27 protein-coding genes are annotated in these 22,305 nt (G+C 69.2%); 15 read left to right on the forward strand and 12 right to left on the reverse strand.

Features of this window, described 5'->3' with window-relative positions; genetic code table 11:
• The first annotated feature begins 208 nt into the window (after positions 1-208).
• Genes HNP48_RS28520 through HNP48_RS28545 form a run of 6 tightly spaced genes read left to right on the forward strand, consistent with a single transcriptional unit; the run spans position 209 to position 3,709 of the window.
• On the forward strand, positions 209-646 hold the full coding sequence (locus HNP48_RS28520; RefSeq protein WP_184863644.1) for a hypothetical protein: 438 nt from the start codon (positions 209-211) through the stop codon (positions 644-646).
• 3 nt (positions 647-649) lie between these two features.
• Positions 650-1,267, forward strand: coding sequence for a hypothetical protein (locus tag HNP48_RS28525; protein ID WP_184863646.1), 618 nt, complete (start codon positions 650-652; stop codon positions 1,265-1,267).
• A gap of 6 nt (positions 1,268-1,273) precedes the next feature.
• On the forward strand, positions 1,274-1,876 hold the full coding sequence (locus tag HNP48_RS28530; protein WP_184863648.1) for a hypothetical protein: 603 nt from the start codon (positions 1,274-1,276) through the stop codon (positions 1,874-1,876).
• On the forward strand, positions 1,858-2,772 hold the full coding sequence (locus HNP48_RS28535; RefSeq protein ID WP_184863650.1) for an SMI1/KNR4 family protein: 915 nt from the start codon (positions 1,858-1,860) through the stop codon (positions 2,770-2,772). Before HNP48_RS28530 ends, HNP48_RS28535 begins: the two co-directional genes overlap by 19 nt.
• Positions 2,769-3,269, forward strand: coding sequence for an SMI1/KNR4 family protein (locus HNP48_RS28540; RefSeq protein WP_184863652.1), 501 nt, complete (start codon positions 2,769-2,771; stop codon positions 3,267-3,269). Before HNP48_RS28535 ends, HNP48_RS28540 begins: the two co-directional genes overlap by 4 nt.
• Positions 3,266-3,709: a hypothetical protein gene (locus tag HNP48_RS28545; protein WP_184863654.1), complete on the forward strand. Its 444-nt coding sequence runs from the start codon at positions 3,266-3,268 to the stop codon at positions 3,707-3,709. The genes HNP48_RS28540 and HNP48_RS28545 overlap by 4 nt, the downstream gene beginning before the upstream one ends.
• A 5-nt stretch (positions 3,710-3,714) precedes the next feature.
• Here the strand turns inward: HNP48_RS28545 and HNP48_RS28550 are convergent, their stop codons facing one another.
• The 4 genes from HNP48_RS28550 to HNP48_RS28565 form a co-directional block, all read right to left on the reverse strand.
• Positions 3,715-4,881: an ABC transporter substrate-binding protein gene (locus HNP48_RS28550; protein WP_184863656.1), complete on the reverse strand. Its 1,167-nt coding sequence runs from the start codon at positions 4,879-4,881 to the stop codon at positions 3,715-3,717.
• A 122-nt stretch (positions 4,882-5,003) separates the two neighbouring features.
• Positions 5,004-5,741, reverse strand: coding sequence for an NAD-dependent deacylase (locus HNP48_RS28555; protein WP_184863658.1), 738 nt, complete (start codon positions 5,739-5,741; stop codon positions 5,004-5,006).
• A gap of 9 nt (positions 5,742-5,750) precedes the next feature.
• Positions 5,751-6,497 carry a 23S rRNA (guanosine(2251)-2'-O)-methyltransferase RlmB gene (rlmB, locus tag HNP48_RS28560; protein WP_184863660.1) on the reverse strand — a complete coding sequence of 249 codons (747 nt, stop codon included), beginning with the start codon at positions 6,495-6,497 and terminating at the stop codon, positions 5,751-5,753.
• A 162-nt stretch (positions 6,498-6,659) separates the two neighbouring features.
• Positions 6,660-7,355 carry an ABC transporter ATP-binding protein gene (locus HNP48_RS28565; RefSeq protein ID WP_184863662.1) on the reverse strand — a complete coding sequence of 232 codons (696 nt, stop codon included), beginning with the start codon at positions 7,353-7,355 and terminating at the stop codon, positions 6,660-6,662.
• Between the two features lie 15 nt (positions 7,356-7,370).
• On the opposite strand from HNP48_RS28565, the gene HNP48_RS28570 reads away from it, so the two are divergent.
• On the forward strand, positions 7,371-8,036 hold the full coding sequence (locus tag HNP48_RS28570) for an arylesterase (protein WP_311773869.1): 666 nt from the start codon (positions 7,371-7,373) through the stop codon (positions 8,034-8,036).
• A gap of 12 nt (positions 8,037-8,048) precedes the next feature.
• Here the strand turns inward: HNP48_RS28570 and HNP48_RS28575 are convergent, their stop codons facing one another.
• From HNP48_RS28575 to HNP48_RS28590, 4 genes are all read right to left on the reverse strand, one after another.
• Positions 8,049-8,231 carry a hypothetical protein gene (locus tag HNP48_RS28575; RefSeq protein WP_184863664.1) on the reverse strand — a complete coding sequence of 61 codons (183 nt, stop codon included), beginning with the start codon at positions 8,229-8,231 and terminating at the stop codon, positions 8,049-8,051.
• A 54-nt stretch (positions 8,232-8,285) separates the two neighbouring features.
• Entirely contained in the window at positions 8,286-9,128 is an 843-nt protein-coding gene (locus tag HNP48_RS28580; RefSeq protein ID WP_184863666.1) for a DUF2189 domain-containing protein, read from the reverse strand.
• Between the two features lie 89 nt (positions 9,129-9,217).
• Positions 9,218-10,444: a PLP-dependent transferase gene (locus tag HNP48_RS28585; RefSeq protein ID WP_184863668.1), complete on the reverse strand. Its 1,227-nt coding sequence runs from the start codon at positions 10,442-10,444 to the stop codon at positions 9,218-9,220.
• A gap of 280 nt (positions 10,445-10,724) precedes the next feature.
• Positions 10,725-11,174 (reverse strand): BON domain-containing protein, encoded by a 450-nt coding sequence (locus HNP48_RS28590; RefSeq protein ID WP_184863670.1) that lies wholly within the window; start codon positions 11,172-11,174, stop codon positions 10,725-10,727.
• A gap of 126 nt (positions 11,175-11,300) precedes the next feature.
• Here HNP48_RS28590 and HNP48_RS28595 point away from each other — a divergent pair, with 126 nt between their 5' ends.
• The 4 genes from HNP48_RS28595 to HNP48_RS28610 all read left to right on the forward strand — a co-directional run bounded on the left by HNP48_RS28595 (position 11,301) and on the right by HNP48_RS28610 (position 15,593).
• Entirely contained in the window at positions 11,301-13,022 is a 1,722-nt protein-coding gene (locus tag HNP48_RS28595) for a SulP family inorganic anion transporter (RefSeq protein ID WP_184863672.1), read from the forward strand.
• 76 nt (positions 13,023-13,098) lie between these two features.
• On the forward strand, positions 13,099-13,866 hold the full coding sequence (locus HNP48_RS28600) for a GGDEF domain-containing protein (RefSeq protein WP_184863674.1): 768 nt from the start codon (positions 13,099-13,101) through the stop codon (positions 13,864-13,866).
• A gap of 10 nt (positions 13,867-13,876) precedes the next feature.
• Positions 13,877-14,731 (forward strand): MinD/ParA family protein, encoded by an 855-nt coding sequence (locus HNP48_RS28605; RefSeq protein WP_184863676.1) that lies wholly within the window; start codon positions 13,877-13,879, stop codon positions 14,729-14,731.
• Between the two features lie 115 nt (positions 14,732-14,846).
• Complete coding sequence (locus HNP48_RS28610) at positions 14,847-15,593, forward strand: sulfurtransferase (RefSeq protein ID WP_184863678.1); 747 nt, start codon at positions 14,847-14,849, stop codon at positions 15,591-15,593.
• A 1-nt stretch (position 15,594) separates the two neighbouring features.
• Here HNP48_RS28610 and HNP48_RS28615 read toward each other — a convergent pair whose 3' ends face one another.
• The 4 genes from HNP48_RS28615 to HNP48_RS28630 form a co-directional block, all read right to left on the reverse strand.
• Complete coding sequence (locus HNP48_RS28615) at positions 15,595-16,491, reverse strand: pirin family protein (protein WP_184863680.1); 897 nt, start codon at positions 16,489-16,491, stop codon at positions 15,595-15,597.
• A gap of 77 nt (positions 16,492-16,568) precedes the next feature.
• Positions 16,569-17,126, reverse strand: coding sequence for a flavodoxin family protein (locus tag HNP48_RS28620; RefSeq protein ID WP_184863682.1), 558 nt, complete (start codon positions 17,124-17,126; stop codon positions 16,569-16,571).
• Positions 17,127-17,188: 62 nt separating this feature from the next.
• A complete protein-coding gene (locus HNP48_RS28625) occupies positions 17,189-17,602 on the reverse strand; it encodes a DoxX family protein (protein ID WP_184863684.1) in 414 nt (137 codons plus the stop codon).
• Positions 17,603-17,657: 55 nt separating this feature from the next.
• Positions 17,658-18,359, reverse strand: a complete 702-nt coding sequence (locus HNP48_RS28630; protein ID WP_184863685.1) for a pirin family protein — start codon at positions 18,357-18,359, stop codon at positions 17,658-17,660.
• A 105-nt stretch (positions 18,360-18,464) separates the two neighbouring features.
• On the opposite strand from HNP48_RS28630, the gene HNP48_RS28635 reads away from it, so the two are divergent.
• From HNP48_RS28635 to trmB, 4 genes are all read left to right on the forward strand, one after another.
• Entirely contained in the window at positions 18,465-19,403 is a 939-nt protein-coding gene (locus HNP48_RS28635; RefSeq protein ID WP_184863687.1) for a LysR family transcriptional regulator, read from the forward strand.
• 210 nt (positions 19,404-19,613) lie between these two features.
• Positions 19,614-20,618 (forward strand): NAD(P)/FAD-dependent oxidoreductase, encoded by a 1,005-nt coding sequence (locus HNP48_RS28640; RefSeq protein WP_409362590.1) that lies wholly within the window; start codon positions 19,614-19,616, stop codon positions 20,616-20,618.
• Complete coding sequence (gene gluQRS / locus HNP48_RS28645) at positions 20,615-21,532, forward strand: tRNA glutamyl-Q(34) synthetase GluQRS (RefSeq protein WP_184863691.1); 918 nt, start codon at positions 20,615-20,617, stop codon at positions 21,530-21,532. The genes HNP48_RS28640 and gluQRS overlap by 4 nt, the downstream gene beginning before the upstream one ends.
• Positions 21,490-22,299 carry a tRNA (guanosine(46)-N7)-methyltransferase TrmB gene (gene trmB / locus HNP48_RS28650; RefSeq protein WP_184863694.1) on the forward strand — a complete coding sequence of 270 codons (810 nt, stop codon included), beginning with the start codon at positions 21,490-21,492 and terminating at the stop codon, positions 22,297-22,299. Before gluQRS ends, trmB begins: the two co-directional genes overlap by 43 nt.
• The last annotated feature ends 6 nt before the right edge of the window (positions 22,300-22,305 follow it).

Consider the following 22,305-nt stretch of genomic DNA (forward strand, 5'->3'; position numbering starts at 1 on the left):
CCACCCGGCCCCGCCCCCTTTTTGCAGCATCTTAGACACGCGCCAAGCAAACTCCAAGCCATATATTCCCCAGCCGGCGCGACCGGCGCATGCGGTACGCCCCGGGGGTACGGCAGGTATCCCCTGCCGGTACTGCCCGAAGCGGGCATTCCGCCGCCTGCCAGTCAGGCTACATTGGCGCCCATTCCCAACCCGCACGGAGATCCCCATGGGTCTGTTCACCCGCCGCCTGCAGGCCGCGCCCTTCGGCGTCCTGGCCACCGAAGGCCAATCCAAGGTCTGGGAGGGCGAGATCGGCATTCCCCACCTGGGCGAAGGCTTTGCCCTGCGTGTGCATGGCGCCCGGCAGGGACCGACGGCGGCGCAGGCCGAGGCCTTTGCGCGCCTGCTGGCCAACGCCCGGCAGGTCCGGCAGGAAGCCACCCCGGCGCTCCTGGCCTTTCTCACGGAATGCGGGGTGGTGCCGCCCGGCGTGGCACTGAACGCGGCTACGCTGTGGGACCATCTGACGCCCTGTTTCATCGAGGTGCACCCCGAGGATGGCGAAGGCACCTGCTCGCTGGGCTACGAAATACCCTGGGAGGCCAGCCAGCTGGTCCATATCGACACCGCCCACGGCGCCTTCACCGGCGTCCATGCGGAGTAGGCCATGGGTTCCCTGCGCTCCCCCTTCCCCACCGAACGGCTGGTGCCGCTGCCGGCACGCCACTGGGCACGCAGCGGCCCCTGCGGCCTGGCGGCCATCCACATTCCGCTGGGACCTTTTGGGCTGGGCAGCGACACCGTGCAGACCGCCATCCGGCTGGACGGCATTGCGCTGGAACTGGGCGACCTGCGCGTGCAGGCCGGGCGGCAGCACCGCTTTGCCACCAACCCGCAGGAAGGGTACATCGACGGCAGCATGTACCTGCAAGGCCGGCATGTGCCGGTGGACGTGGTGCTGCTGGAGTTTGGCGAGATGGCGCCCGAAGGCCTGCTCCCCTTGCGCCTGGAGGGCCACCTGGTCTTTTCCGCCGCGGGCCTGCAGGGCTGGAACGACACCCCGCTGGTACTGGCCACCACCCTGGAGGCGCCCCCGGGCGCGGCGCAGACCGATGCCGCCATTGCGCTGGCCGTGGCGGCCACGGGTGCACAGGCGCTGCGCGACGCGGGCAAGGTGATGGGCTGGCTCACGCGCCAGCACCCGCACTGGGAGGACCGGCAGGCGCTGCACCAGGCCGTGTGCCGGCACCTGGCCCCGCAGAGGCCCCCATCCGGCCCACAATAACCGCCCATGACCAGCTTCGACCGCCTGCGCCCCCTGCTCGCCCCCTGGGGCCGCCTGAAAGCCCAGCCTGCCAGCGACTGGCAGGGCCCGTTTGCCCTGCCCGCCGTCGTCGAGGCCTTCTACCGCGAGGTAGGCCCCTGGGGAGAGGTCTACCATGCGTCGGTGGGCCCGGTAGGCCTGACCATCAATGCGGGCGGCAACCCGGTGGACGTGCCGCCGCTGCACAAGCTCTGGGCCCGGCAGGACGGCTATGCGTGGTCGCGCAACCCCGACAACCCGATTGCGGGCTGGCCCGCGCACTGGCTGGTGGTCGCGCAGGAGGGCGCCAACCCCTTCATCCTGGACCGCAACGACGGCAGCGTCTGGTTCGACCTGGCCGGCGGGGGCAACTACGACGACCCCAGCCGGTTTGCCGACGACCTGCCCACCGCCCTGGGCGCCATTGCCACGGTGGCCAATGCGCTGGCAGCCCTGGGCGATGATGCGCTCGACGACACCTATGAACTCAAGCCCGAAAGCCGTGCGCAGGTGGCGCGTGCGCTCGCTGCCTTCATTGGCAGCGCAGCCAGCGCAGAGGGCATGCTGAAGGCGTGGCGGTGGTACCTGTGAGCAGCGTGCTGCAGGCCCTCGAAGCGGTGTCGGCGGATACCGGCCTGGTGTTGCCGCCATTGCTGCGCACCCTGGTGGTCAACGACGCCACGGTGTACGGCCCCGACTGGTCGCGCACCTGGCGCGAACGCTGCCTGGGCCACGCGCCGCCGCCCTTGATCAGTTGCTACGAGGTGGAATGGCTGGACGCTGCAGGCATACACGCCACGGCTGCGGAATGGCTGAACCCGGACTTCCAGCAAGGCCAGCGCTTCGTTCCCTTTGCCGAAAACGGCGCTGGCGACGTCTGGTGCCTGGTACCGCTGGCGGGCACACCGGAGCCCGGCGTGGCCCTGGTGGCGCACGACAGCGAGGAAAGCGAAGTGGCCTACCGCTCGTTGGCGGACTTTGCCTGCGCACAGTTGCTGCTGGCTCTGGCCGACCTCAGCCACTGGGTGCAGGATGAACGCTTGAGCGTCGACGAGGCTTGCCAGGTGGTCCGCACCGACGTGGCCCAGGTGGCAGCGGGCCTGGATGCCGCCACGGGCCGGTGGCTGTGCGCGCTCAGCCAGGCGCAGCCGCAATGGCGCGAGGTGTCCCATGGCCCGCGCGCGCGCCCACGCACCGTGCTGTCCTTGCTACCCGACGCGGCGCTGCCGGACGCGCTCACCCGCTTCCCCCCACCCGATGCCCCGGCCCTCGCCATCACCGCGCCCTGGGACTGTGCGCCCGCGATCGCGCGCAGTGCGGCCTTGCTGGCGGCCAAGGCGCCGCCCGACTGGCGCATCCTCGCACGCGATCCCGGCCGCAAGCTGGCGGCATTGCGCGCCCACCAGCAGGAACACGGCAGCACGCTGCAGCAGGCGAAAGCCGCCGTGGACGATTTCATCCACCAGAACCCGAACCCCACACCATGAACCACCAGCAACGCCTGAATGCACTGATCGCACGCGTGGACCAGGTGGCCCACCAGTCGGAGGGCGAGTACAGCGTGCAATGGGCAGGCGCCAGCTCGCAGGCAGCCATTACCGAACTGGAGCAGGCACTGGGCGTGCGCATCAGCGGCTCATTTCGTGACTTCATTGTGCAGACCGGTGGTGGCGGGCTGGACAGCCTGTGCATCTCCACCATCCCGGCGCATGGGCCGCTGGGCGGTCTGGGCACGGTCCATGGAGACACCCTGCGCTACCGCCAGGGCTGGCCGGCGCCCCTGCCTGCCCACCTGGTCGTCATCCAGCGCAGCCAGGACGACAACGAACCCTTCTGCCTGGACACTTCGCGCGTGCAGGACGGAGAAAACCCGGTGGTGCTGTTCTACCACCAGAGCACGGGCCGGGTGGAGCCGATCGCGGCCAGCTTCACCGCATTCCTCGAAGACTACCTGGAACCGTACTGGGAGGACCTGCCCGAATGAGCGTCGCTGCGAAGAAGGCACTCTGCGCCGCCCTGCTGCTGCCCCTGTGCGCTGCCGTGCCACCGGCGCTGGCCCTGTGCCTGGACGGGCGTGCCCCCCCGGTGGCGCAGGAAGCCGCTGCCGCCTCGGGCGTGGTGGTGGCCGAGGTCACCCAGGCAGAGCTGTTGCGCGAGGACCCGGCAGACCCGGACGGCATCACGGCCACGCTGTATGTGCTCAAGGTGCTGCGCACCGTGCGGGGAGCCCTGCCGCCCGGCCTGGCGCTGTACAGCGAGAACACCAGCGCGCGCTTTCCCATGGAGGTGGGTGGGCGCTACCTGCTGCTCCTCTCGCGCGACCGGAACTACCGCTACTTTGTGGACGCCTGCGGCAACTCCGGCCTGCTGTCGCAGCGGCAGGAGGTCCTCAAGACCCTGGGCGGCCCGAAAAGCCTGCCCTGAGGAGATCAGCTCAAGCGGCGCGCGTTCTCGGCGTAGATGGCCAGGTAGATCGAGTCCGAGCCCACATACGGGGCCTTGCCGCCAAAGCCTACATTGAAGTCGCCGAACGAGAGCGAGCGGATGCCCGCCAGGCCGTTGCGCAGCCGCTCGCGCGTGAGGTCCTTGCCGGCGTTCTTCAGGCCCTCGATCATGATCTGGGCATTGACCCAGCCCTCCAGGGCGCTGCCGCTGTTCATGAATTCGGGCTTGCCATTCGTGGCCTTCATGGTGCTCTGGAACTTGCGCACCACCACCGACTTCTGTGAATTGGCGTCGGGGAACACCTGCACCAGGGCCATGCCGCGCGTGGCGGCGGCCAGCTTGGGCAGCTCCGAGGAGATCACCGTGACCGACAAACCGGCCAGCGGCACGCCCGCGGCCTTGGCGCGGAAGGGCATGACGAAGGCGGTATTGGCCGTGCCCGTGGTGGCCAGCAGCACAGCACCCGGGCGCTCGGCCGCCACCTTGTCGGCCAGCTCGGCACCGTTCTTGCCGTCCACGGCCAGCGCGAACTCACCCGCGCGTTCGACCTTGATCTCGTCGAGCGCACGCGACATGTCCTTGAGCACTTCCTTGCCGAAGGGGTTGTCCAGGTAGACCACGGCGATGCGCTTGAGGCCCATGTCCACCACCTGCTTGACCAGGCGCTGGGTTTCCTCGCGGTAGCTCGGGCGCACGAAGAACACGTTGCGCTGCTCGGGCGAGCGCAGCGAAGGCGCGCCGGTGATGGGCCCCACGGTGGGGATGCCCTTGCCTTCGATCAGCGGCAGGATGGCGGCCGTGTTGGCAGTACCCAGGGGCGAGATCAGCGCAAAGACGGACTGCGCTTCCAGCATCTGGGTCACGTTCTGCAGGGTGCGGCTGGCGACGTAGGCGTCGTCCTTGGCATCCATGCGGATCTCGCGGCCATGCACGCCGCCGGCCTGGTTCACTTCGGCAAACGCGGCCTTCATGCCGGCCACCTGCTCGATGCCGGCCTGGCCCAGGGGGCCGGTCAGGGCAATGGAGCAGCCCAGGTTGATGTGCCTGGCGGACAGGGCCTCTTCGGCCGCGCTCGCGGTGAACGCCCAGGCGGGCAGGCTGGTGGCCGCAGCCATCTGGGTGGCGCGCAGGATGAATTGACGACGGCTCATGTGTGAAAAATGCCCGGAAATGTGCAAAGTGGCGCAGGCTACCGGCGCCACGGCCCACAACTTGTCCGGTTTGCGACAGTCTGTCGCGCAAAGCGCACAATTTTGGGGCACGCCCCTAAATCTCAGCCCGCCAGCAAGCCCGGCAACAGAGAGGCGGAAGTGCCGCGCAGCACGGCATCGGCAGTGCCATCCAGTTCACTCGGGTTGGGGTTGAGCACCACCACCCGGGCCCCGGCCGAACGGGCCAGGTGGGCCAGGCCCGCAGCGGGGTACACCGCACCGGCGGTGCCGACCACCAGCATCAGTTCGCAGTCCTGCGTCGCCCGCTCCGCGGCCTCGAACACGGCCAGGGGCAGCATTTCGCCAAACCAGACCACGCCGGGGCGCACCTGGTTGCCGCAGTGGCGGCAGGTGGGCGGGCTGCCCGCCACCGCCTCGCCCAACTGGCAGCAGTCGCGCGGCGCATCGAGCCAGCGGTCGGCGAACAGATCGCCATGCAGGCACAGCACACCGGTGCTGCCCACGCGCTGGTGCAGGCCGTCCACGTTCTGCGTGATGAGCGTGAGCCGCCCGGGATGGGCCGCCTGGAACTGCGCCAACGCCCGGTGCCCGGCATTGGGCTGCACACCGTCCATCAGCTGGCGCCGGTGCTGGTACCAGTTCCACACGCGCTCGGGATGGGAGCGAAAGCCGGCCTCGGTCGCCATGTCCTCGGCACGGAACTGGGCCCAGTAGCCGGTCTGCGCATCGCGGAAGGTGGGCACGCCCGATTCGGCGCTGACGCCCGCGCCGGTGAGCACGGCGATGTGGCGCGCCTCGCGCACCCAGGCGCGCACGGTGTCCAAGCGGTCTTCCAGCATGGCCAGGGCTCAGGTCCTCTGGCGCAGGGCTTCGTAGAGGCAGACGCCGCTGGCCACCGAGACGTTGAGGCTTTCCACCGCCCCCTTCATCGGGATGCTGACCAGCTCATCGCAGGTCTTGCGCGTGAGCTGGCGCATGCCATCGCCCTCGGCGCCCAGCACCAGGGCCACGGGGCCTTTCAGGTCTACCTGGTAGATGGTCTTGGGCGCATCGTCGCTGGTGCCTATGCACCAGATGTTGCGTTCCTTGAGCTCGCCCAGGGTGCGCGCCAGGTTGGTGACCATGAAGTAGGGCATGGTCTCGGCCGCGCCGCTGGCGACCTTGGCCACGGTGGCGTTGATGCCCACGGCATGGTCCTTGGGGGCGATGACGGCGTGCGCACCCGCACCATCGGCCACGCGCAGGCAGGCGCCCAGGTTGTGCGGGTCGGTCACGCCGTCGAGCACCAGCAGCAGGGGCTGCTCGACGCCGGCAGCCTCCAGGTTCTCCAGCAGCTCATCGAGCGAGGTGACCTGGGCCACGGGCTCCACCCGCGCCGCCACGCCCTGGTGGCCGTGGCTGCCGGCCAGCTTGGCGATGCGCACGCTGTCGGCCTCGATCAGGCGGGCGCCGGCCTCGCGCGCGCGGTCCAGGAACTGGCGCATGCGCGCATCGCGCCGCGTGGCTTCGTAGTAGATCTCGATGATGGACTGCGGCGCCGTCTTCAGGCGCACGCCCACGGCATGGAAGCCGAATAGGACTTTGGGGGAGGACATGCCCCGATTATCGACTGGACGGGCATACCCCCCCCAGCTATCGACAGTCCGGCGAACCACGGAAACTGGCACGCCCCAAAACCAGTGCCCCCGCGCAAGGGCCGCCCCGCCGCGCTGGGGGCGTCCCCCTTTCAGGGGGAAGGCGCGAAGCGACTCAGGGGGTTAATCTTCTTTTACCTGGCCCGCATCGATGGTGATGCGCCGCTCGCAGCGCGCCGCGATGCTGCGGTCGTGCGTGACGAGCACCAGCGTGGTGCCCTGCTCGCGGTTGAGCTCGAACATCAGCTGCATGATGGTCTCGCCGGTGGCAAAGTCCAGGCTGCCCGTGGGCTCGTCGGCCAGCAGCACGGCCGGGTGCACGACGAAGGCGCGTGCCAGGGCCACGCGCTGCTGCTCACCGCCCGAAAGCACCTTGGGGTAATGCCCGAGGCGCTGGCCCAGGCCCACGCGCGCCAGCATGTCGGCGGCGGCCTTGCGCGCGTCGCGCCGGTTGGCCAGCTCCAGTGGCAGCATCACGTTCTCCAGCGCCGTGAGGTTGCCCATGAGCTGGAAGCTCTGGAACACGAAGCCGACCTTTTGGGCACGCAGCGCGGCGCGCTCGTCCTCGTCGATGGCGAAGAGGTCATGGCCGTCCAGGCGCACCGTGCCGCGCGTGGGTGTATCCAGGCCGGCGATGATGGACAGCAGCGTGCTCTTGCCCGAACCCGAGGCCCCCACGATGGCCGCGGTTTCCCTTGGCGCCAGGCGGAAATCGATATCCCGCAGAATGTCCAGCGTACCGGTCGAATCCGTGACCGACTTGAAGACATGCTCGACGGCAATAATGGGGGTCACGGGCGATGGGGAAGTTTCGGACATGAAAGGTTCTTCGCTTTGATTCGAGATCTGCAGTATCGGCGCCACTTTATCTTCTCGGCGGGCATCCTGGGTTTGGCAGGGATTTGCGCCCCCGCCGCCTGGGCCCAGGCACCCGCGCCCTCCGCGCCGGCCATCCTGGTGCTGGGCGACTCGCTGAGCGCCGAATACGGCCTGGCGCGCGGCTCGGGCTGGGTGGCCCTGCTGGAAAAGCGCCTGCAGGAGGAAAAGATCGAACGCCGCGTGGTCAACGCCAGCGTGAGCGGGGAAACCACCTCGGGCGGGCGCTCGCGCCTGGCTGCCCTGCTGACCCAGCACAAACCGGCCGTGGTGGTGATCGAGCTCGGCGGCAACGATGCGCTGCGCGGCCTGCCGCTGAAAAATACCGAAGAGAACCTCACGGCCATGACCGATGCGGCGCAGAAGGCTGGGGCCAAGGTCCTGCTGGTGGGCATGCAGGTGCCCCCGAACTACGGCACCGACTACGCGAACCGCTTTGCCGGCCTGTTCACCACCGTGGCCCAGGCAAAAAAGGCGGCCGTGGTGCCGTTCTTCCTCAAGGGCGTGGCCGATGGCCCGGACCCCACGCGCCTGTTCCAGGCCGATCGCATCCATCCGCGCGCAGAGGCGCACCCGCAGATGCTGGCCAATGTCTGGCCAGAGCTGAAGAAGCTGCTGCGCTGAGCGCCTGCCCGCTCAGCCGCCGTTCGAGCCCGGGGGCTGGCTGGTGGGCTGTGCGTCCTCGTCGCCGGCATCGGGCTGGTCGTCGTGCGAACCATCCGCCTTGCGCTGGGACTTGGCACGCAGCTTGTCTTCCTTCTTCTGCTTTTTGGCGAGCTCGCGCTGGCGCTTTTCGTATCCGTAGTTGGGTGTTGCCAAGGTGTTTGCTTCCTGAAGTGGAGACCCACTGTAACAGCACCGCCCCCGAAAAGTTCACTCCGCAGCGGGCGGCAGTGGGGTTACTGAGGCACGGTAGGCGTGCCAGCTGGCATGGCCCAGCAAGGGTCCGGCCAGAAGCAGGGGCGCACCCCCGAACCAGAGGGAAACGGCCACCAGGGCGGCAATGAGCGCGCCCCAGAGCAGCATCACCCCGGTATTGCCCGCCACCACGCGCAGGCTGGTGATGCCGGCCGTCAGCGCATCGGTGTCGCGGTCCAGGATCATGGGGATGGACACGACGGTGGTGGAAAACACCAGCGCGGCAAACACCCCGCCCACCGCCACATACACCGCCACGAAGGCCCCGTTCTGCGGGTTGAAGGTGGCCTGCAGCACGCCCGTGGTCGAGGGCATGCCGGTATGGAAGAACACGGCGAAGACCACGAGCGAGGCCCGGCCCCAGAGCAGCTCGAGCACCACCAGCACGAGGACCAGCATGGCCATGCTGCCCAGATGGCGGTCCCAGCAGGTGAGCGACTCGCTCAGTTGCGGCGCAAGGCCGGCTTGCCGCCGCCGGCTGGTGTCGTACAGCCCCATGGCCAGGAACGGCCCCAGCAGCAGGCAGCCGCAGGCCAGGGACATGCTGTACTCCGGCCGAGTGCGGAACACCCAGCCCAGCACCACCGCCATGCCCCAGAACAGCAGGCCGTAGAACACGGCGATGCCCGGGGCTGCCCGCACATCGCGCAGGCCCAACGCCAGCCAGCGAAACGGGTCCGCAAGGCCCAGGCGCTGCAACTGCACCGCCTGGGCTGCTTGCGCATCCGGCGCATCCAGCGCCTCTGGGGGTGGGGCCGCCGCAGGCTGCGGCGCAGGCGGGGTGGGCGTGGTGGTCATGGGCTCCACGCTATGCCCGGCAGGCCAGGCCCGCCAGTGCGGAAAGCACCAACCCGGCCTTGACGCAGGTCAAGGCGCGGCAAGCGCGCTCACGCGGTGAAGGCGCGCTCCATGGCCTGCTGCAGATCCCGCTGCAGATCGTCCACGGCCTCCAGGCCGATGGAAAAACGCACCAGCGTACCGGGCTGGAGGTGCGCCGTGGGCCGGCCGCGCATGCGCGCCAGGTCGTAGGGCACGACCAGGCTCATGGGCCCGCCCCAGCTGTAGCCCAGCTTGAACAGGCGCAGGCCATCGCAGAAGGCATCGACCTGCGCCTGGCTGTAGCGTGCATCGACCAGCACACTGAACAGGCCCGCTGCGCCACCCGCGCCGCCATAGGCCGCGCCGCACAGCGCCTTCCAGTGCCCATGGCCTGGCGATTCGGGCAGTGCCGGGTGCAGCACCTGGGCGATCGCCGGCTGCTGCTGCAGCCACAGCGCGAGGCGGCGCGCCGCCTCGTCGTGCGCGCGGTAGCGCAGGGCGATGCTGGGCAGCGAGCGCAGCACCGCCTCGGCGTCGTTGGCGCCGACACCCAGGCCCAGGCGCATGTGGGTGAGCTTGAGCTTCATGTGCAGGGCCTCGTCGCGCGTGACGATGCTGCCCATGAGCACATCGCCGCCGCCGCTGGGGTACTTGGTGAGGGCATGGGCGCAAATGTCCACGCCCAGGCTGCCATCCCCCAGCAGGTCGAAGGGTGCGAAGGCCAGGCCGGCGCCCCAGGTGTTGTCCAGCGCCGTGGTCACGCCACGCGCGCGGCAAATGCGCACCTGCTCGCACAGGTCGGGGAACTCCATGGTGACGGAGCCCGCCGCCTCCAGCCACACCAGGCGCGTGGCCGGCGTGATGCGCGCGGCCAGGTCGGCCGGGTCCAGCGGGTCGTAGACCGCATGGCCGATGCCGAAGCGGCGCAGCTCACCGTGGATCAGGTCCTTGCTCGGGCCGTAGACGTTGTCGGGGATCAGCAGTTCATCGCCGGGCTTGAGCAGGGCCAGCGCCACATTGGCGATGGCGGCCAGGCCGCTTGGCACCAACAGGCACTGCAGCCCCCCCTCCAAAGCGCACAGGCGCTCTTCGAGAATGAAGGTGGTGGGGGTGCCATGCAGGCCGTAGGTGTAGCCGCTCTTGTCCTTCCACTCGCGGCTGCGCATGGCGGCCACATTCGGAAAGATCACGGTGGAGGCCTTGTAGACCGGCGTCTGCGGGGCCTGGAAGCCCGCGGGCGGAATGTAATCGTGGTGGACCAGGCGGGAGGCGATATCGGAAGCAGGATCGTGCATGCAGCCAATGGTAGCGCGCCGCACCAGGGCGAACCCTGGTGCGGCGCAGCACCTTTGCAATGGCCCCGGTCACCGGGGCAGGCAAAGGCCCAGGGCGGGGCCACGGCGGCTGCGTCCCACGCATCACCTGGCTGGGCAGCCTGCGAATGCCGGTCCTCGCAATGGTGCGGCAGCACTGCTTTGCTGCCAACCGGCGGTCGCAGGCCATCCCGGTGCGGTGCGCGTGCAGCCTGTGGACCCCAGGGTCCGCAGGCGGACACAGCTCCGTACAGGCCCGGCCTTAGCTCGGTGTCACGGTCAGCTGGTTGTTGACCGAGGTCACGCCCTTGACGGCGCTGGCAATGGTCTCTGCACGCTGCTTGGCGGCAGGCGTGGTGGCCGGGCCGTTGAGCGTCACGGAACCGTTGACGGTGTCCACATCGATTTTGATGGCGCTCAGGTCGGGGTCCTTGGCCAGGCCGGCGGACACCTGGGCCGTGATGGTGGCGTCGTCGATCTTTTCCTTCGCGGCCTGCGAACCTTGCTCCATCTTGTTGCCGGCGCTTTGCATGGCGGCCTCGGCCTTGATGCGGGCGTCGGTGGCGGCCTGCTCGGTGCGGTCAACGGCCGAATCCAGGCGCTGGCCCACGGTGGCGTCTTCGGTCTTGCTGCAAGCAGCCAGGCCCAGCGCCAGGGCGCTGACGGCCAGCACGCTGGCGATGCGGTGGGTGGAACGCTGTGCGGTGTTCATGGAATCACTCCTTGCGGTTGGAACATGCCTGGTACTTTAGGCAAGCAGGCCCGTGCACCAGGTCGGAGAGCTCCGAAGTGGCTGTAGGACGCAAGGCAGCACGCCAAGGCGCGCGACAATCACCCCATGCCTTCCCTGCTCGCCCTGTCCCGTTGGTTCCCTTTTCTCGCCTGGCCCCGCCCCGACCGCCACCTCCTCAAGGGCGAGTTTTCCGCCGGCATGACCGTGGGGCTGATGCTGGTGCCGCAAGGCGTGGCCTATGCAGCCCTCGCGGGCATGCCCCTGATCACCGGCATCTATGCCTCGCTGATCCCGGCCCTGGTGGCCGTGCTGTTCAGTTCCTCCACCCGGCTGGGCGTGGGGCCCACGGCCCTGACGAGCCTGCTGATCGGCGCCTCCCTGACCGGGCTGGCCGAGCCGGGCAGCGCGCAATGGGTGGCCCTGGCCGCCTGGATGGCCCTGCTCTCAGGCCTGCTGCAGTTGGTGATGGGCGTGGCCCGCTTCGGCTGGCTGCTCAACCTGGTGACGTCGCCGGTGCTCAGCGGCTTCACCCAGGCCGCCGCCCTGCTGATCCTGGCCTCGCAGCTGTGCGCTTTCACCGGCCTGCGCTCGGACCTCGGCGCCCTGTGGTCCACCCCCTCGCTGGGCCATTTCGACCTGGTGGCCGCCGCCTTCGGCCTGGGCAGCCTGGCCTTGCTGGTGCTGGCCCGGCGCTGGCGCCCGAACTTTCCGGCCGCCATCGTGGTCGTGGGCGCGGCCGGTGCCCTGAGCTGGGCGCTCGGCTACGCAGACGGGGGCGGCAACGTGGTGGGCACCCTGCCCGAGGGCCTGCCCTCCCTGTACTGGCCGGGTCTGCTGTCCTGGACACAGTTTTCCGCCCTGGTGATGCCGGTGCTGGTGGTCACGCTGGTGAGCTTTCTCGAAACGGCCTCCAGCGCCAAGGTGGAGAGCCAGCGCTCGGGCGAGCGCTGGAACGAGAACCAGGACCTGATCGGCCAGGGCCTGGCCAAGATCAGCAGCGGGCTGTGCGGCAGCTTTGCCACCAGCGCCTCGTTCTCGCGCTCGGCCATCAACCTGTATGCGGGCGCACGCACCGGCTGGGCGACGGTCTTCGCCATCGCCCTGGTGCTGGTGGTGCTGCTGTGGCTCACGCCGGCGCTCTACCATGTGCCCCAGTCGGTGCTGGCGGCCGTGGTGATCACCGCAGTCACCAGCCTCATCAAGCCCGCCACCTTGCTGCGCCTGTGGCGCATCTCGCGCGTCGAGGCCATGATGGCCGGCGTGACCTTTGCACTGACCCTGGCCACCGCGCCGCGCATGTACTGGGGCGTGCTCGTCGGGCTGCTCATGAACCTGAGCCACTTCCTGTACCAGCGCCTGCACCCGCGCATCATCGAGGTGGGCCTGCACCCCGACGGCAGCCTGCGCGACCGCCATCTGTGGCACCTGCCCCCGCTGGCGCCCCGGCTGCTGGCGCTGCGCATGGACGCGGAACTCGATTTCGGCTCGGCCAGCGCCCTGGACCGGTACGTGACCGACCACCTGGTCTCCCACCCGGAGATCACGGAGCTGTGCCTCATGGCCCTGCCCATCAACCGCATCGACATCACGGGCGTGGAAACCTTCGCCGCCCTGCGCGCCGCCATGCAGGCCCGCGGCGGCACGCTGCATGTGAGCGGCATGAAACTGCCCGTGGAGCAGGTGCTGCGCCGCGCCGGCCTGCTGGAGGATGGGCCCGGCCTGCGCATGTACCGTACCGATGCGGAGGCCCTGCTGGCCCTGCAGCAGCTCCCAGAAAAAGCGCCCGGCACCGCAGCGGCCGGGGCACGCTCCAGCCAACCGGCCTGAAACCCTTACGCACTATCCATAACCATCTGCAATCCCTATCCGCTGCTACACTCAATGAACTCTGCCTAATCCATTTGTGTCTGACTCTGCGGCCTCCCATCTCGTAGACCTGCGCGATCTGCGCCTGGACATTGCACACGCGCTCGTGGCGCAGGCAATCGGCAGCGAAGCGTCCCTGCAACGCGAAGCGCCGTCCCGCTACCTCCAAGGCCTGATCGACGGTCTGTGCGAGCTTTCCCTCAAGGACCCCCTGACCGGGCTGGCCAACCGTCGGCATTTCCGCGCCGTGCTCGAGCGCGAGATCGACCGCGTGACCCGGTCTGGCGAGGCCGCCTTGCTGCTGATGCTGGACATCGACCATTTCAAGGCCGTCAACGACACCCATGGCCACCTGGCCGGTGACGTGGTGCTGCAGTCGGTGGCACGCACGCTGAGCGCCTGCGTGCGCCCCATGGACACCCTGGCGCGCTATGGCGGCGAAGAGTTCGCCGTGGTGCTGCCCGCCTGCCAGGCCGCCTTTGGCAAGGTGGTGGCCGAGCGCATCCGTCGCGCCGTGGCCAACACCCCCGTCAGGATCTCGCCCTCCGTGGAGCTGAACGTCACGGTGAGCATCGGCGGGGCCTTCGCCCTGCAGTGGATCCGCTCGACCACGCTCCTGTGGACCGACCGCGCCGACCACCAGCTCTACCAGGCCAAATCGTCGGGCCGCAACCGGGTGAGCATCGAAGAGCAGCCCGACAGCACCGTCAGTGCCGAAGAAAAGAGCCTGTTGTTCGGCCCCTTGTACACCCCCTCGGGCTGGGGTGACCTGCCCCCGCTGGACACAACAGGCAGCGCCAACTGAAAGTTAGAAGATGAGCGACGCGCTGTCCCCCCCACCCACATCCTCCGACGCCCCACCCTCGCCCGCGCTGCCATCCGGCGCGGCGGCCACCGGTGCGCGCATCATTGCCATCACCAGCGGCAAGGGCGGCGTGGGCAAGACCTTTGTGTCAGCCAACCTCGCGGCAGCCCTGACCCGCCGCGGCCAGCGCGTGCTGGTGCTCGATGCCGACCTGGGCCTGGCCAACCTGGACGTGGTGCTCAACCTGCACCCCAAGATCACGCTGCACGACGTGTTCACCGGCAAGGCCCTGCTGGAGGACGCCGTCATCCAGGCGCCCGGCGGCTTCTCCGTGCTGCTGGCCGGTTCGGGCATGGTGGAATACTCGCGCCTCACGCCCGAGGTGCGCAACCAGTTCCTCAACGTGATCCAGGCGATCGCGCCCAACTACGACGTGATCCTGCTGGACACGGGCGCCGGCATCTCCGACGTGGTGCTGTTCTCGATTTCGCTGGCCTCCGAGGTGCTGATTGTGGCCACGCCCGAGCCGACCTCTCTGACCGATGCCTATGCCGCCATCAAGGTGCTGGCCATGCAGCAAAAGCGCCAGCATGTGCGCATGGTGATCAACCAGGCCGCCCGCCCAGGCGACGGCCGCGCCATCACCGGGCAGCTGCAGCAGGTGCTGGACCGCTTCGTGAGCACCGAGACCGGCCGAGGCGTGCGTCTGATCCACATGGGCGACATTCCGGCCGACCCCTCGGTGCGCGACGCGGTGATGCGCCGCCAGCTGCTGCTGCTGCAGACACCGGGCTGCCCGGCGGCGCTGGCCATCGCCCAGCTGGCCAACAAGATCGAGACCACGCTGCTCGCCCCTGCGGCCTGACCTGCGCCGGCCCACCGGCCAGGTTTGCGCGACAATCATGCCCGCCCGGAGCCTGCCTCCAGGCGGGCCATTTCTTTTCTGCTCTGCCCTTGCGAGCGCACCAGCGCCTATTCCCGTGAACGACGTCCTCAATATCTCCTGCTACAAGTTCGTGCCGCTGCCCGATGCCCAGGCGCTGCGCGAGCTGCTGCACGAACGCGCCGTGGCCGCGCAGCTCAAGGGCACCATCCTGCTGGCCGAGGAAGGCATCAACTTCTTCCTGGCGGGCCCGGCCGATGCGGTGTGCGGCTTCGTCGATGCGATGCGCAGCGATGCGCGCTTTGCCGACCTCGCGCCCAAGGAGAGCTGGTCGGACACGGTGCCGTTTCGCAAGATGCTGGTCAAGGTCAAGCGCGAGATCATCCGCATGGACCACCCCACCATCCAGCCCTCCACCGGCCGCGCCCCGGCCGTGACGCCGGCCACGCTGCACCGCTGGCTGGCCCAGGGCCATGACGACGAAGGCCGCGAGGTGGTGACCCTCGACACCCGCAACGCCTTCGAGGTGGACGAGGGCACCTTCGACAACGCCATCGACTGGCGCATCGACAAGTTCACCGAGTTCCCGCCCGCCCTGCGCGCCCACAAGGCCGAGCTGGCGGACAAGACCGTGGTGAGCTTCTGCACCGGCGGCATCCGCTGCGAGAAGGCGGCCATCCTCATGCGCGAGGAAGGCCTGCCCCATGTCTACCAGCTCGAAGGCGGCATCCTCAAGTATTTCGAGGAGACCGATGGCGCGCATTACCACGGCGGCTGCTTCGTCTTCGACGAGCGCCGGGTGTTGGCGTCCGACCTGTCGACCGATACGCCACCCAAGGCCTGACTCAATCCGCGCGGAAGCGGTGCTCCGGCAGCGGGATGAATTCGGTCTCGCCGGGCACAGACGTCATGCGGCCGGCCTCCCAATCCGCAGCGGCCTGCACGATGCGCTCCTTGCGGCTGGAGACGAAGTTCCACCACATGTGGCGCGGGCCATCGAGTGCATCGCCGCCAATGAGCATCAGGCGCACGGCCTGGTCGCCCGCCTGGAGCCGCACAGGTGCCGTGCCGCCGGCGGGCAGCACCGCCAGGGTGTGGTCGGGCAGCGGCTCGCCATCGAGCAGCAGCGCAGCATCCACCGGGTAGAGCGCCATCTCCTGCGCCAGGGCCGGCGGCAGCTCCAGCACACCGCCCGCAGGCAGTTGCACATCCAGGTAGAGCGTGGGCGCATAGGTGGCCACGGGCGAGGTCTGGCCAAAGGCCGTGCCGATCAGCACGCGCACCACGGCATCGCCCACCCGCACTTCGGGAATCGCCGCGGCCGGCGTGTGCACGAAGGAGGCGTCGACCTCCTCGGCCGCCACCGGCAGGGCCGCCCACAGCTGGATGCCATGGTTCACATAGGGCTGGTCCGCCAGCGACTCGGGGCGGCGCTCGGAGTGCACGATGCCATTGCCGGCCGTCATCCAGTTGATGGCGCCGGGCTCGATCTGCTGCACATAGCCCAGGCTGTCGCGGTGCATGATGGCGCCCGAGAACAGGTAGGTCACCGTGGCCAGGCCGATGTGCGGATGGGGCCGCACATCGTGCGCGGCACCAGGCTCCACCGTCACCGGACCGAAATGGTCGAAGAAGATGAAAGGCCCGACCGAGCGGCACTGCGCGGCCGGCAGCAGGCGCCGCACGGTGAAGCCGCCACCGAGGTCCTTGGCATGGCCAGACAGGCGCAGAACGGCGCTCATGGGCGTGCTCCCTGGTGCGCAAAAGAAGGACTGTGGCATGGGGTCATGGGATGCTCCTGTGATCGTGGTGGGTCGTGTCAGTCTTTGTGGAACCGGGCCGCCAGTTCGGCCACGCGCTGGCCCAGCACGCGGGCCGTGTCCAGGTCGCCCCGTGCCATCTCGCCCGCGGAAGCGTCCGACGGCGACTGCGCCATGGCGCCGCTGTAGGCACCGAGCCAGTTCACGTCGTTGCGCGTGGCGGTCTTGGAGTTCGATGGCAGCACGCCCGCACCCACCCACAGGCCGCCATGCTGCATGGCCAGGTGGAACAGGTAGTCGAGCGTGATCTGCTTGTCGCCATTGGTGGCGGCGCTGTTGGTGAAGCCGGCGAACAGCTTGTCCTTCCAGGCCTGGCTGAACCAGGGCTTGGACGAGGCGTCGGCGAAGCGCTTGAACTGCCAGCTCGGCCCGGCCATGTAGGTCGGCGAGCCGAAGATGATGGCACTGGCGGCGGCCAGGCTCTCCCAGCCGCCTTCGGGCAGATTGCCGTCCGCATCGATGGCGATCAGTTCGGCACCCGCCCCGTCGGCCACGGCCTGGGCCATGCGCTGGGTGTGGCCATAGCCCGAGTGGTAGACGACAGCGATCTGCGGCATGCGGCGTTTCCTTGCGGTGGGATGGGTGCAAACAATACGCCGATCATGCCGCAGGATCGGGCTCAGTTTGCGGAACGGCGCGCGTCCACGCTCCAGCCGCCCGCACCAAAGGCCGCCAGGGCCAGCAGGCCGCCGACGACGCCCACATTCTTGAAGAACATCAGCTGCTGCATCATCTGCTTGTCGGCCGGCAGGGCCCAGTAGGCATGGAAGAAGAAGCTCGCCACCAGCGTGAAGAACGCCAGGGCCAGGGCCGCGAAGCGCGTGCCGACGCCGAAGATCAGGGCCAGGCTGCCCAGCACTTCCACGGCAGCGGCAATCGCAGCGGCCACGGTGGGCATGGGCAGGCCGACCGAGCTGATGTAGCCCACGGTGCCGGCAAAGCCGGTGAGCTTGCCGATACCGGCGGGCAGGAACAGAGCGGCCAGCAGCAGGCGCGAAGCCAGGGCCAGGGGGTTTTGCAGGGAATTGAACATGGTGGACTCCTTCAGGTGACAGGTAAAAAGCGGTGGATGGATGGGAAAAAGCGGGTCAGGGTGCGAGATCGAATACCAGCACTTCGGCACCGTGGCCCTCGGTCAGCGCCAGGGCTGTTTCCTGCTCGATCAGCGCAGCGTCGCCTGCCGAGAGGGCTTGGCCATTGGCCTTGAGGCTGCCGCGCACCAGGTGCACATAGGCCTTGCGCGCGGGGTCGAGCACCAGGCTCGCCGACTCGCTGCCGTCAAGCAGGCCGGCATAGAGCGTGGCGTCGGCATTCACCCGGACGGAGCCCTCGGCGCCATCGGGCGATGCCACGCGCCGCAAGCGGCCGCGCTTTTCGGCATCGGCAAAGGTCTTTTGCTCATAGCCGGGCGCCACGCCCTGCACGTCGGGCAGGAGCCAGATCTGCAGGAAATGCGTGGTCTGGCCCTCGGCGTGGTTGAATTCGCTGTGCTGCACGCCCGTGCCTGCGCTCATGCGCTGCACGTCGCCGGGCGGAATGCCCTTGACGTTGCCCATGCTGTCCTTGTGGGCCAGCTCGCCCGACAGCACGTAGCTGATGATTTCCATATCGCGGTGGCCATGCGTGCCGAAGCCCATGCCCGGAGCGATGCGGTCTTCGTTGATCACGCGCAGGTTGCCAAAGCCCATGTGCTCGGGGTCGTAGTAGCCCGCGAACGAGAAGCTGTGGTACGAATGCAGCCAGCCATGGTCGGCATAGCCGCGGTCTTGGGATTTGCGAACAGTCAGCATGGTGTGTGCCCCTTTCAAGACTCGACTGTAGGCCTCTGCCCCTGGCACCGGGGGCTGGCGTATTGATGGCATGATTCAAAAAAATTGAATTAACATGGCAACACCATGCAAAACCCACGCGATGTGCTGACCCCGGACAGCCTGACCATGCTGCAGGTGATCGCCGAGGCCGGCAGCTTTGCCGCAGCGGCGCGGCAGCTCGGCCTGGTACCGAGCGCCCTGACCTACCGGGTGCGCCAGATCGAGGACGCGCTCGATGTGCTGCTCTTTGACCGCAGCGCGCGCCAGGCCCGCCCCACCGAAGCGGGCGCGGAACTGCTGCGCGAGGGCACCCGCGTGCTGCAGGAGATCGATGCCGTGGCCCACCGCGTGCGCCGCGTGGCCACGGGCTGGGAGCCGCAGCTCACGCTGTCGGTCGATGGCGCGATCTCGCCGCACACCATGATGGAGCTGGTGGACGCCTTCTACGCCATGGCCCCGCCCACGCGCCTGAAGCTGCGCGACGGCATCATGACCGGCACGCTGGAGGCACTGACCTCGGGCCGGGCGGACCTGGCCATCGGCGTGACCATTGCCGGCTCCAGCGTGGCGGGCCTGCAGCAGGCGCCGCTGGGCGACGTGCTGTTCATCTACGTGGTGGCGCCCCACCACCCCCTGGCCAACGAACCCGAACCGATCACCGACGCGACCTTGCTGCAGCACCGCGCCGTGGCCGTGGCCGACTCGGCCCTGCGCGGAGGCGCCACCATGGGCCTGCTGGGTGGGCAGGACGTGCTCACCGTGGACACCATGCAGGCCAAGGTGCGCGCCCAACTGCGCGGCCTGGGCGGCGGCTTCCTGCCCGAGCCCATGGTCCGGCCCTACCTGGAGGCCGGGCGCCTGGTGGCGCGCAAGGTGGCCCGACCCGAGCGCCTGGTGCGCGTGAACTATGCCTGGGGCGGCCCCGGCTTCACCGCGCCCGGCCGCGCGCTGCAGTGGTGGCTCAACCAGCTGCAAAGCCCTGCCACGCGGCGCGCACTGCTGGAAAACCACCATCATTTCTGATGCGCAGCCCTGTGCCGGGCGTGTAGAGTGGTCCATGCCGGAGTTTTTCAGCCAACCGTTCCCGAAAGGCCTCCCATGAGCAAACCCATCTCCCGCCCCGCCAAACGGCCCCGACGCCCTGCAGCCGCCCCGGCCAAGGCAGCCACCCCATCCTCCTCGCCCGCTGCCGGCACCCCATCTCCCCGGCATTTCGCCATCATCGGCGCCGGCATGGCCGGCATCGCCTGTGCCCGCACCCTGGTGCAGGCAGGGCACCAGGTCACCGTCTTCGAAAAATCCGCCGCCGCCGGCGGGCGCACGACCACCATCGATTCCCCCTTCGGCGGCTTCGATGCCGGCGTGCAGTACTTCACCGTGCGCGACGCCCGCTTTGCGCGCGCCATCGACACCGTGCCCGGCCTGTGCAAGCGCTGGAGCGCCAATTCCGTGCGCGTGCTCGACGCGGCGGGCCGCGTGACCGCCGCCGGCCTGCCCACGCGCGAAGCGCACTGGGTCGCCAGCCCCGGCATGCAATCGCTGGTCGCCGCCTGGGCCGAGCCGCTGGCCCAGGCCGGCCGGCTGCTCACCCACACCCGCGTCACGCGCATCGAGCACGACGCCCTGAATGCCACCGGCTGGCAGCTGCGCACCGAAGACGCCGATGGCGGCCAGCATGTGTACGCCGGCTTCGACGCCGTGCTGCTGGCCCAGCCCGCCACGCCCGCGCAAGCCCTGCTGTCCACCTCGGGGATCGACAGCAGCCTGTCGCCGGCCCTCTCCAGCGTGGCCATCGCCCCCTGCTGGACGCTGATGCTGGCCTACCCGCAGGCCGTGCGCCCCGGCCTGACCACGCTGGGACCGCAGTGGAATGCCGCGCGCAGCACGCACCACCGCATTGCCTGGCTGGCGCGCGAATCCTCCAAGCCCGGCCGCCCCAGCGTGGAGCGCTGGACCGTGCAGGCCAGCCCCGCCTGGTCGGCCGAACACCTCGAAGACGATGCCGAGCGCGTGCAGGCCAAGCTGATCAAGGCCTTTGCCGAGGTGACCGGCATCCGCGCCCAGCCCGCGCACGCCCAGACCCAGCGCTGGCGTTATGCCCAGACCACGCACCCCCTGGGGCGCAGCCACCTGTGGGATGCCCAGGCCGGACTGGGCGCCTGCGGCGACTGGTGCCTTGGCCACCGCCTCGAAGATGCCTTCGTGTCCGGACTGGAGCTGGCCCTGGCCGTGGCATGACGGGAGGTGGTGCCCCGGCGGGGGCCTATATCGGTCGTTTCGCCCCCTCGCCGACAGGCCCGCTGCATGCGGGCTCGCTGGTGGCCGCCCTGGCCAGCTGGCTTGACGCCCGTGCTGCGGGGGGCCGCTGGCTGGTGCGCATCGAGGACGTGGACACGCCGCGCTGCATCCCGGGCGCGGGCGAGTTCATCCTGCAGCAACTGGCCGCCTGCGGCCTGGTACCCGACGCGCAGCCGCTGTGGCAGTCTGCGCGGGGCCCCACCTACCAGCAGGCCCTGGACCACCTGGTGGCCGAAGGCGCGGCCTACCCCTGCGCCTGTTCGCGCAAGGACATCGAGAAGGCCCAGCTCGCGCTCGGCCATGCGCGCGAACGCCATGCGGCCCTGCCCTATCCCGGCACCTGCCGCCATGGCCTGAACGGGCGGGCAGGCCGCTCCTGGCGCTTTCGCGTCCCGGCGGGGCTGCCCCCGACGGAATGGACCGACCGGCGCCTGGGGGCCCAGCAGCAGGATGTGGCCACGGACATCGGCGACTTCGTGCTGCGCCGCGCCGATGGCCTCTGGGCCTACCAGTTGGCCGTGGTCGTCGATGACGCGGCCCAGGGCATCACCCACATCGTGCGCGGGGAGGACCTGGCCGACAACACGCCGCGCCAGATCCTGCTGCAGCGTGCGCTCGGCGTGGCCACACCGCAGTACCTGCATACCCCTTTGGTCTGCGGTGACAATGGCGAAAAGCTGTCCAAGCAGAACGGCGCCCAGGCCCTGGACCTGGGCCAGCCCGTGCGGGCGCTGGAGCAGGCTGCACGGGCCCTGGGCCTGCCTGCGCTGGCACATCCGCACAACACTTGCAGCGGCGATGCGCTGGCGCAATGGGTCAGAGCGTGGTCCAGAAACTACAATGGCCCATCGTGACCGAACTGCAACCCCTTTCTCCCGCCGCTGACAAGGCGGCCCCCGCGGCCAAGGTGCCGCGGCAACCCGGCGATGGCGCTGTGCCCGCCGGTGTGACCCACCCCAAGACCATCAAGAGCTTCGTGCGCCGCGCCGGCCGCACCACCACAGGCCAGGCCAAGGCCTTCGAAGACCTGGGCCCGCGCTTCCTGCTGCCCTATGCCGCCGCCCCGCTCGACGCCGCTGCCGCCTTCGGCCGCACGGCCCCGCTGATCCTGGAGATCGGCTTCGGCATGGGCGAGGCCACGGCCCACATCGCGCGCGTGCGCCCCGATGACAATTTCCTGTGCTGCGAAGTGCACGAGCCCGGCGTGGGGGCCCTGCTCAAGCGCATCGGCGAACAGGAGATAGCCAACATCCGCATCCTGCAGCACGATGCCGTGGAAGTCATCGACCACATGCTGGCACCGGCCAGCCTGGATGGCGTGCACGTCTTCTTTCCCGACCCCTGGCACAAGACCAAGCACAACAAGCGCCGGCTGATCCAGCCGCCGCTGGTGGCCAAGCTGGCCGCCCGGCTCAAGCCCGGCGGCTACCTGCACTGCGCCACCGACTGGGAACCCTACGCCCAGCAGATGCTGGAGGTGCTGGGTGCCGAGCCCCTGCTGGCCAATACCGCCGACGGCTTTGCACCGCAGCCCGACTACCGCCCGCTGACCAAGTTCGAGAACCGCGGCCTGCGCCTCGGGCATGGCGTCTGGGACATCGTGTTCGTACGGCGCAACTAGCTGCGC

The sequence above is a fragment of the Acidovorax soli genome, from assembly GCF_014207955.1.
GTDB classification, from domain to species: Bacteria; Pseudomonadota; Gammaproteobacteria; order Burkholderiales; family Burkholderiaceae_C; genus Acidovorax; species Acidovorax soli_A.

Excerpts from the sequence above, each read along its gene's own strand:
- HNP48_RS28520 (WP_184863644.1), top strand. The coding sequence starts at position 209 with ATGGGTCTGTTCACCCGCCGCCTGCAGGCCGCGCCCTTCGGCGTCCTG.
- HNP48_RS28525 (WP_184863646.1), top strand. The coding sequence starts at position 650 with ATGGGTTCCCTGCGCTCCCCCTTCCCCACCGAACGGCTGGTGCCGCTG.
- HNP48_RS28530 (WP_184863648.1), top strand. The coding sequence starts at position 1,274 with ATGACCAGCTTCGACCGCCTGCGCCCCCTGCTCGCCCCCTGGGGCCGC.
- HNP48_RS28540 (WP_184863652.1), top strand. The coding sequence starts at position 2,769 with ATGAACCACCAGCAACGCCTGAATGCACTGATCGCACGCGTGGACCAG.
- HNP48_RS28545 (WP_184863654.1), top strand. The coding sequence starts at position 3,266 with ATGAGCGTCGCTGCGAAGAAGGCACTCTGCGCCGCCCTGCTGCTGCCC.
- HNP48_RS28550 (WP_184863656.1), bottom strand. The coding sequence starts at position 4,881 with ATGAGCCGTCGTCAATTCATCCTGCGCGCCACCCAGATGGCTGCGGCC.
- HNP48_RS28555 (WP_184863658.1), bottom strand. The coding sequence starts at position 5,741 with ATGCTGGAAGACCGCTTGGACACCGTGCGCGCCTGGGTGCGCGAGGCG.
- rlmB (WP_184863660.1), bottom strand. The coding sequence starts at position 6,497 with ATGTCCTCCCCCAAAGTCCTATTCGGCTTCCATGCCGTGGGCGTGCGC.
- HNP48_RS28565 (WP_184863662.1), bottom strand. The coding sequence starts at position 7,355 with ATGTCCGAAACTTCCCCATCGCCCGTGACCCCCATTATTGCCGTCGAG.
- HNP48_RS28580 (WP_184863666.1), bottom strand. The coding sequence starts at position 9,128 with ATGACCACCACGCCCACCCCGCCTGCGCCGCAGCCTGCGGCGGCCCCA.
- HNP48_RS28585 (WP_184863668.1), bottom strand. The coding sequence starts at position 10,444 with ATGCACGATCCTGCTTCCGATATCGCCTCCCGCCTGGTCCACCACGAT.
- HNP48_RS28590 (WP_184863670.1), bottom strand. The coding sequence starts at position 11,174 with ATGAACACCGCACAGCGTTCCACCCACCGCATCGCCAGCGTGCTGGCC.
- HNP48_RS28595 (WP_184863672.1), top strand. The coding sequence starts at position 11,301 with ATGCCTTCCCTGCTCGCCCTGTCCCGTTGGTTCCCTTTTCTCGCCTGG.
- HNP48_RS28605 (WP_184863676.1), top strand. The coding sequence starts at position 13,877 with ATGAGCGACGCGCTGTCCCCCCCACCCACATCCTCCGACGCCCCACCC.
- HNP48_RS28615 (WP_184863680.1), bottom strand. The coding sequence starts at position 16,491 with ATGAGCGCCGTTCTGCGCCTGTCTGGCCATGCCAAGGACCTCGGTGGC.
- HNP48_RS28620 (WP_184863682.1), bottom strand. The coding sequence starts at position 17,126 with ATGCCGCAGATCGCTGTCGTCTACCACTCGGGCTATGGCCACACCCAG.
- HNP48_RS28625 (WP_184863684.1), bottom strand. The coding sequence starts at position 17,602 with ATGTTCAATTCCCTGCAAAACCCCCTGGCCCTGGCTTCGCGCCTGCTG.
- HNP48_RS28630 (WP_184863685.1), bottom strand. The coding sequence starts at position 18,359 with ATGCTGACTGTTCGCAAATCCCAAGACCGCGGCTATGCCGACCATGGC.
- HNP48_RS28635 (WP_184863687.1), top strand. The coding sequence starts at position 18,465 with ATGCAAAACCCACGCGATGTGCTGACCCCGGACAGCCTGACCATGCTG.
- HNP48_RS28640 (WP_409362590.1), top strand. The coding sequence starts at position 19,614 with ATGGCCGGCATCGCCTGTGCCCGCACCCTGGTGCAGGCAGGGCACCAG.
- gluQRS (WP_184863691.1), top strand. The coding sequence starts at position 20,615 with ATGACGGGAGGTGGTGCCCCGGCGGGGGCCTATATCGGTCGTTTCGCC.
- trmB (WP_184863694.1), top strand. The coding sequence starts at position 21,490 with ATGGGTCAGAGCGTGGTCCAGAAACTACAATGGCCCATCGTGACCGAA.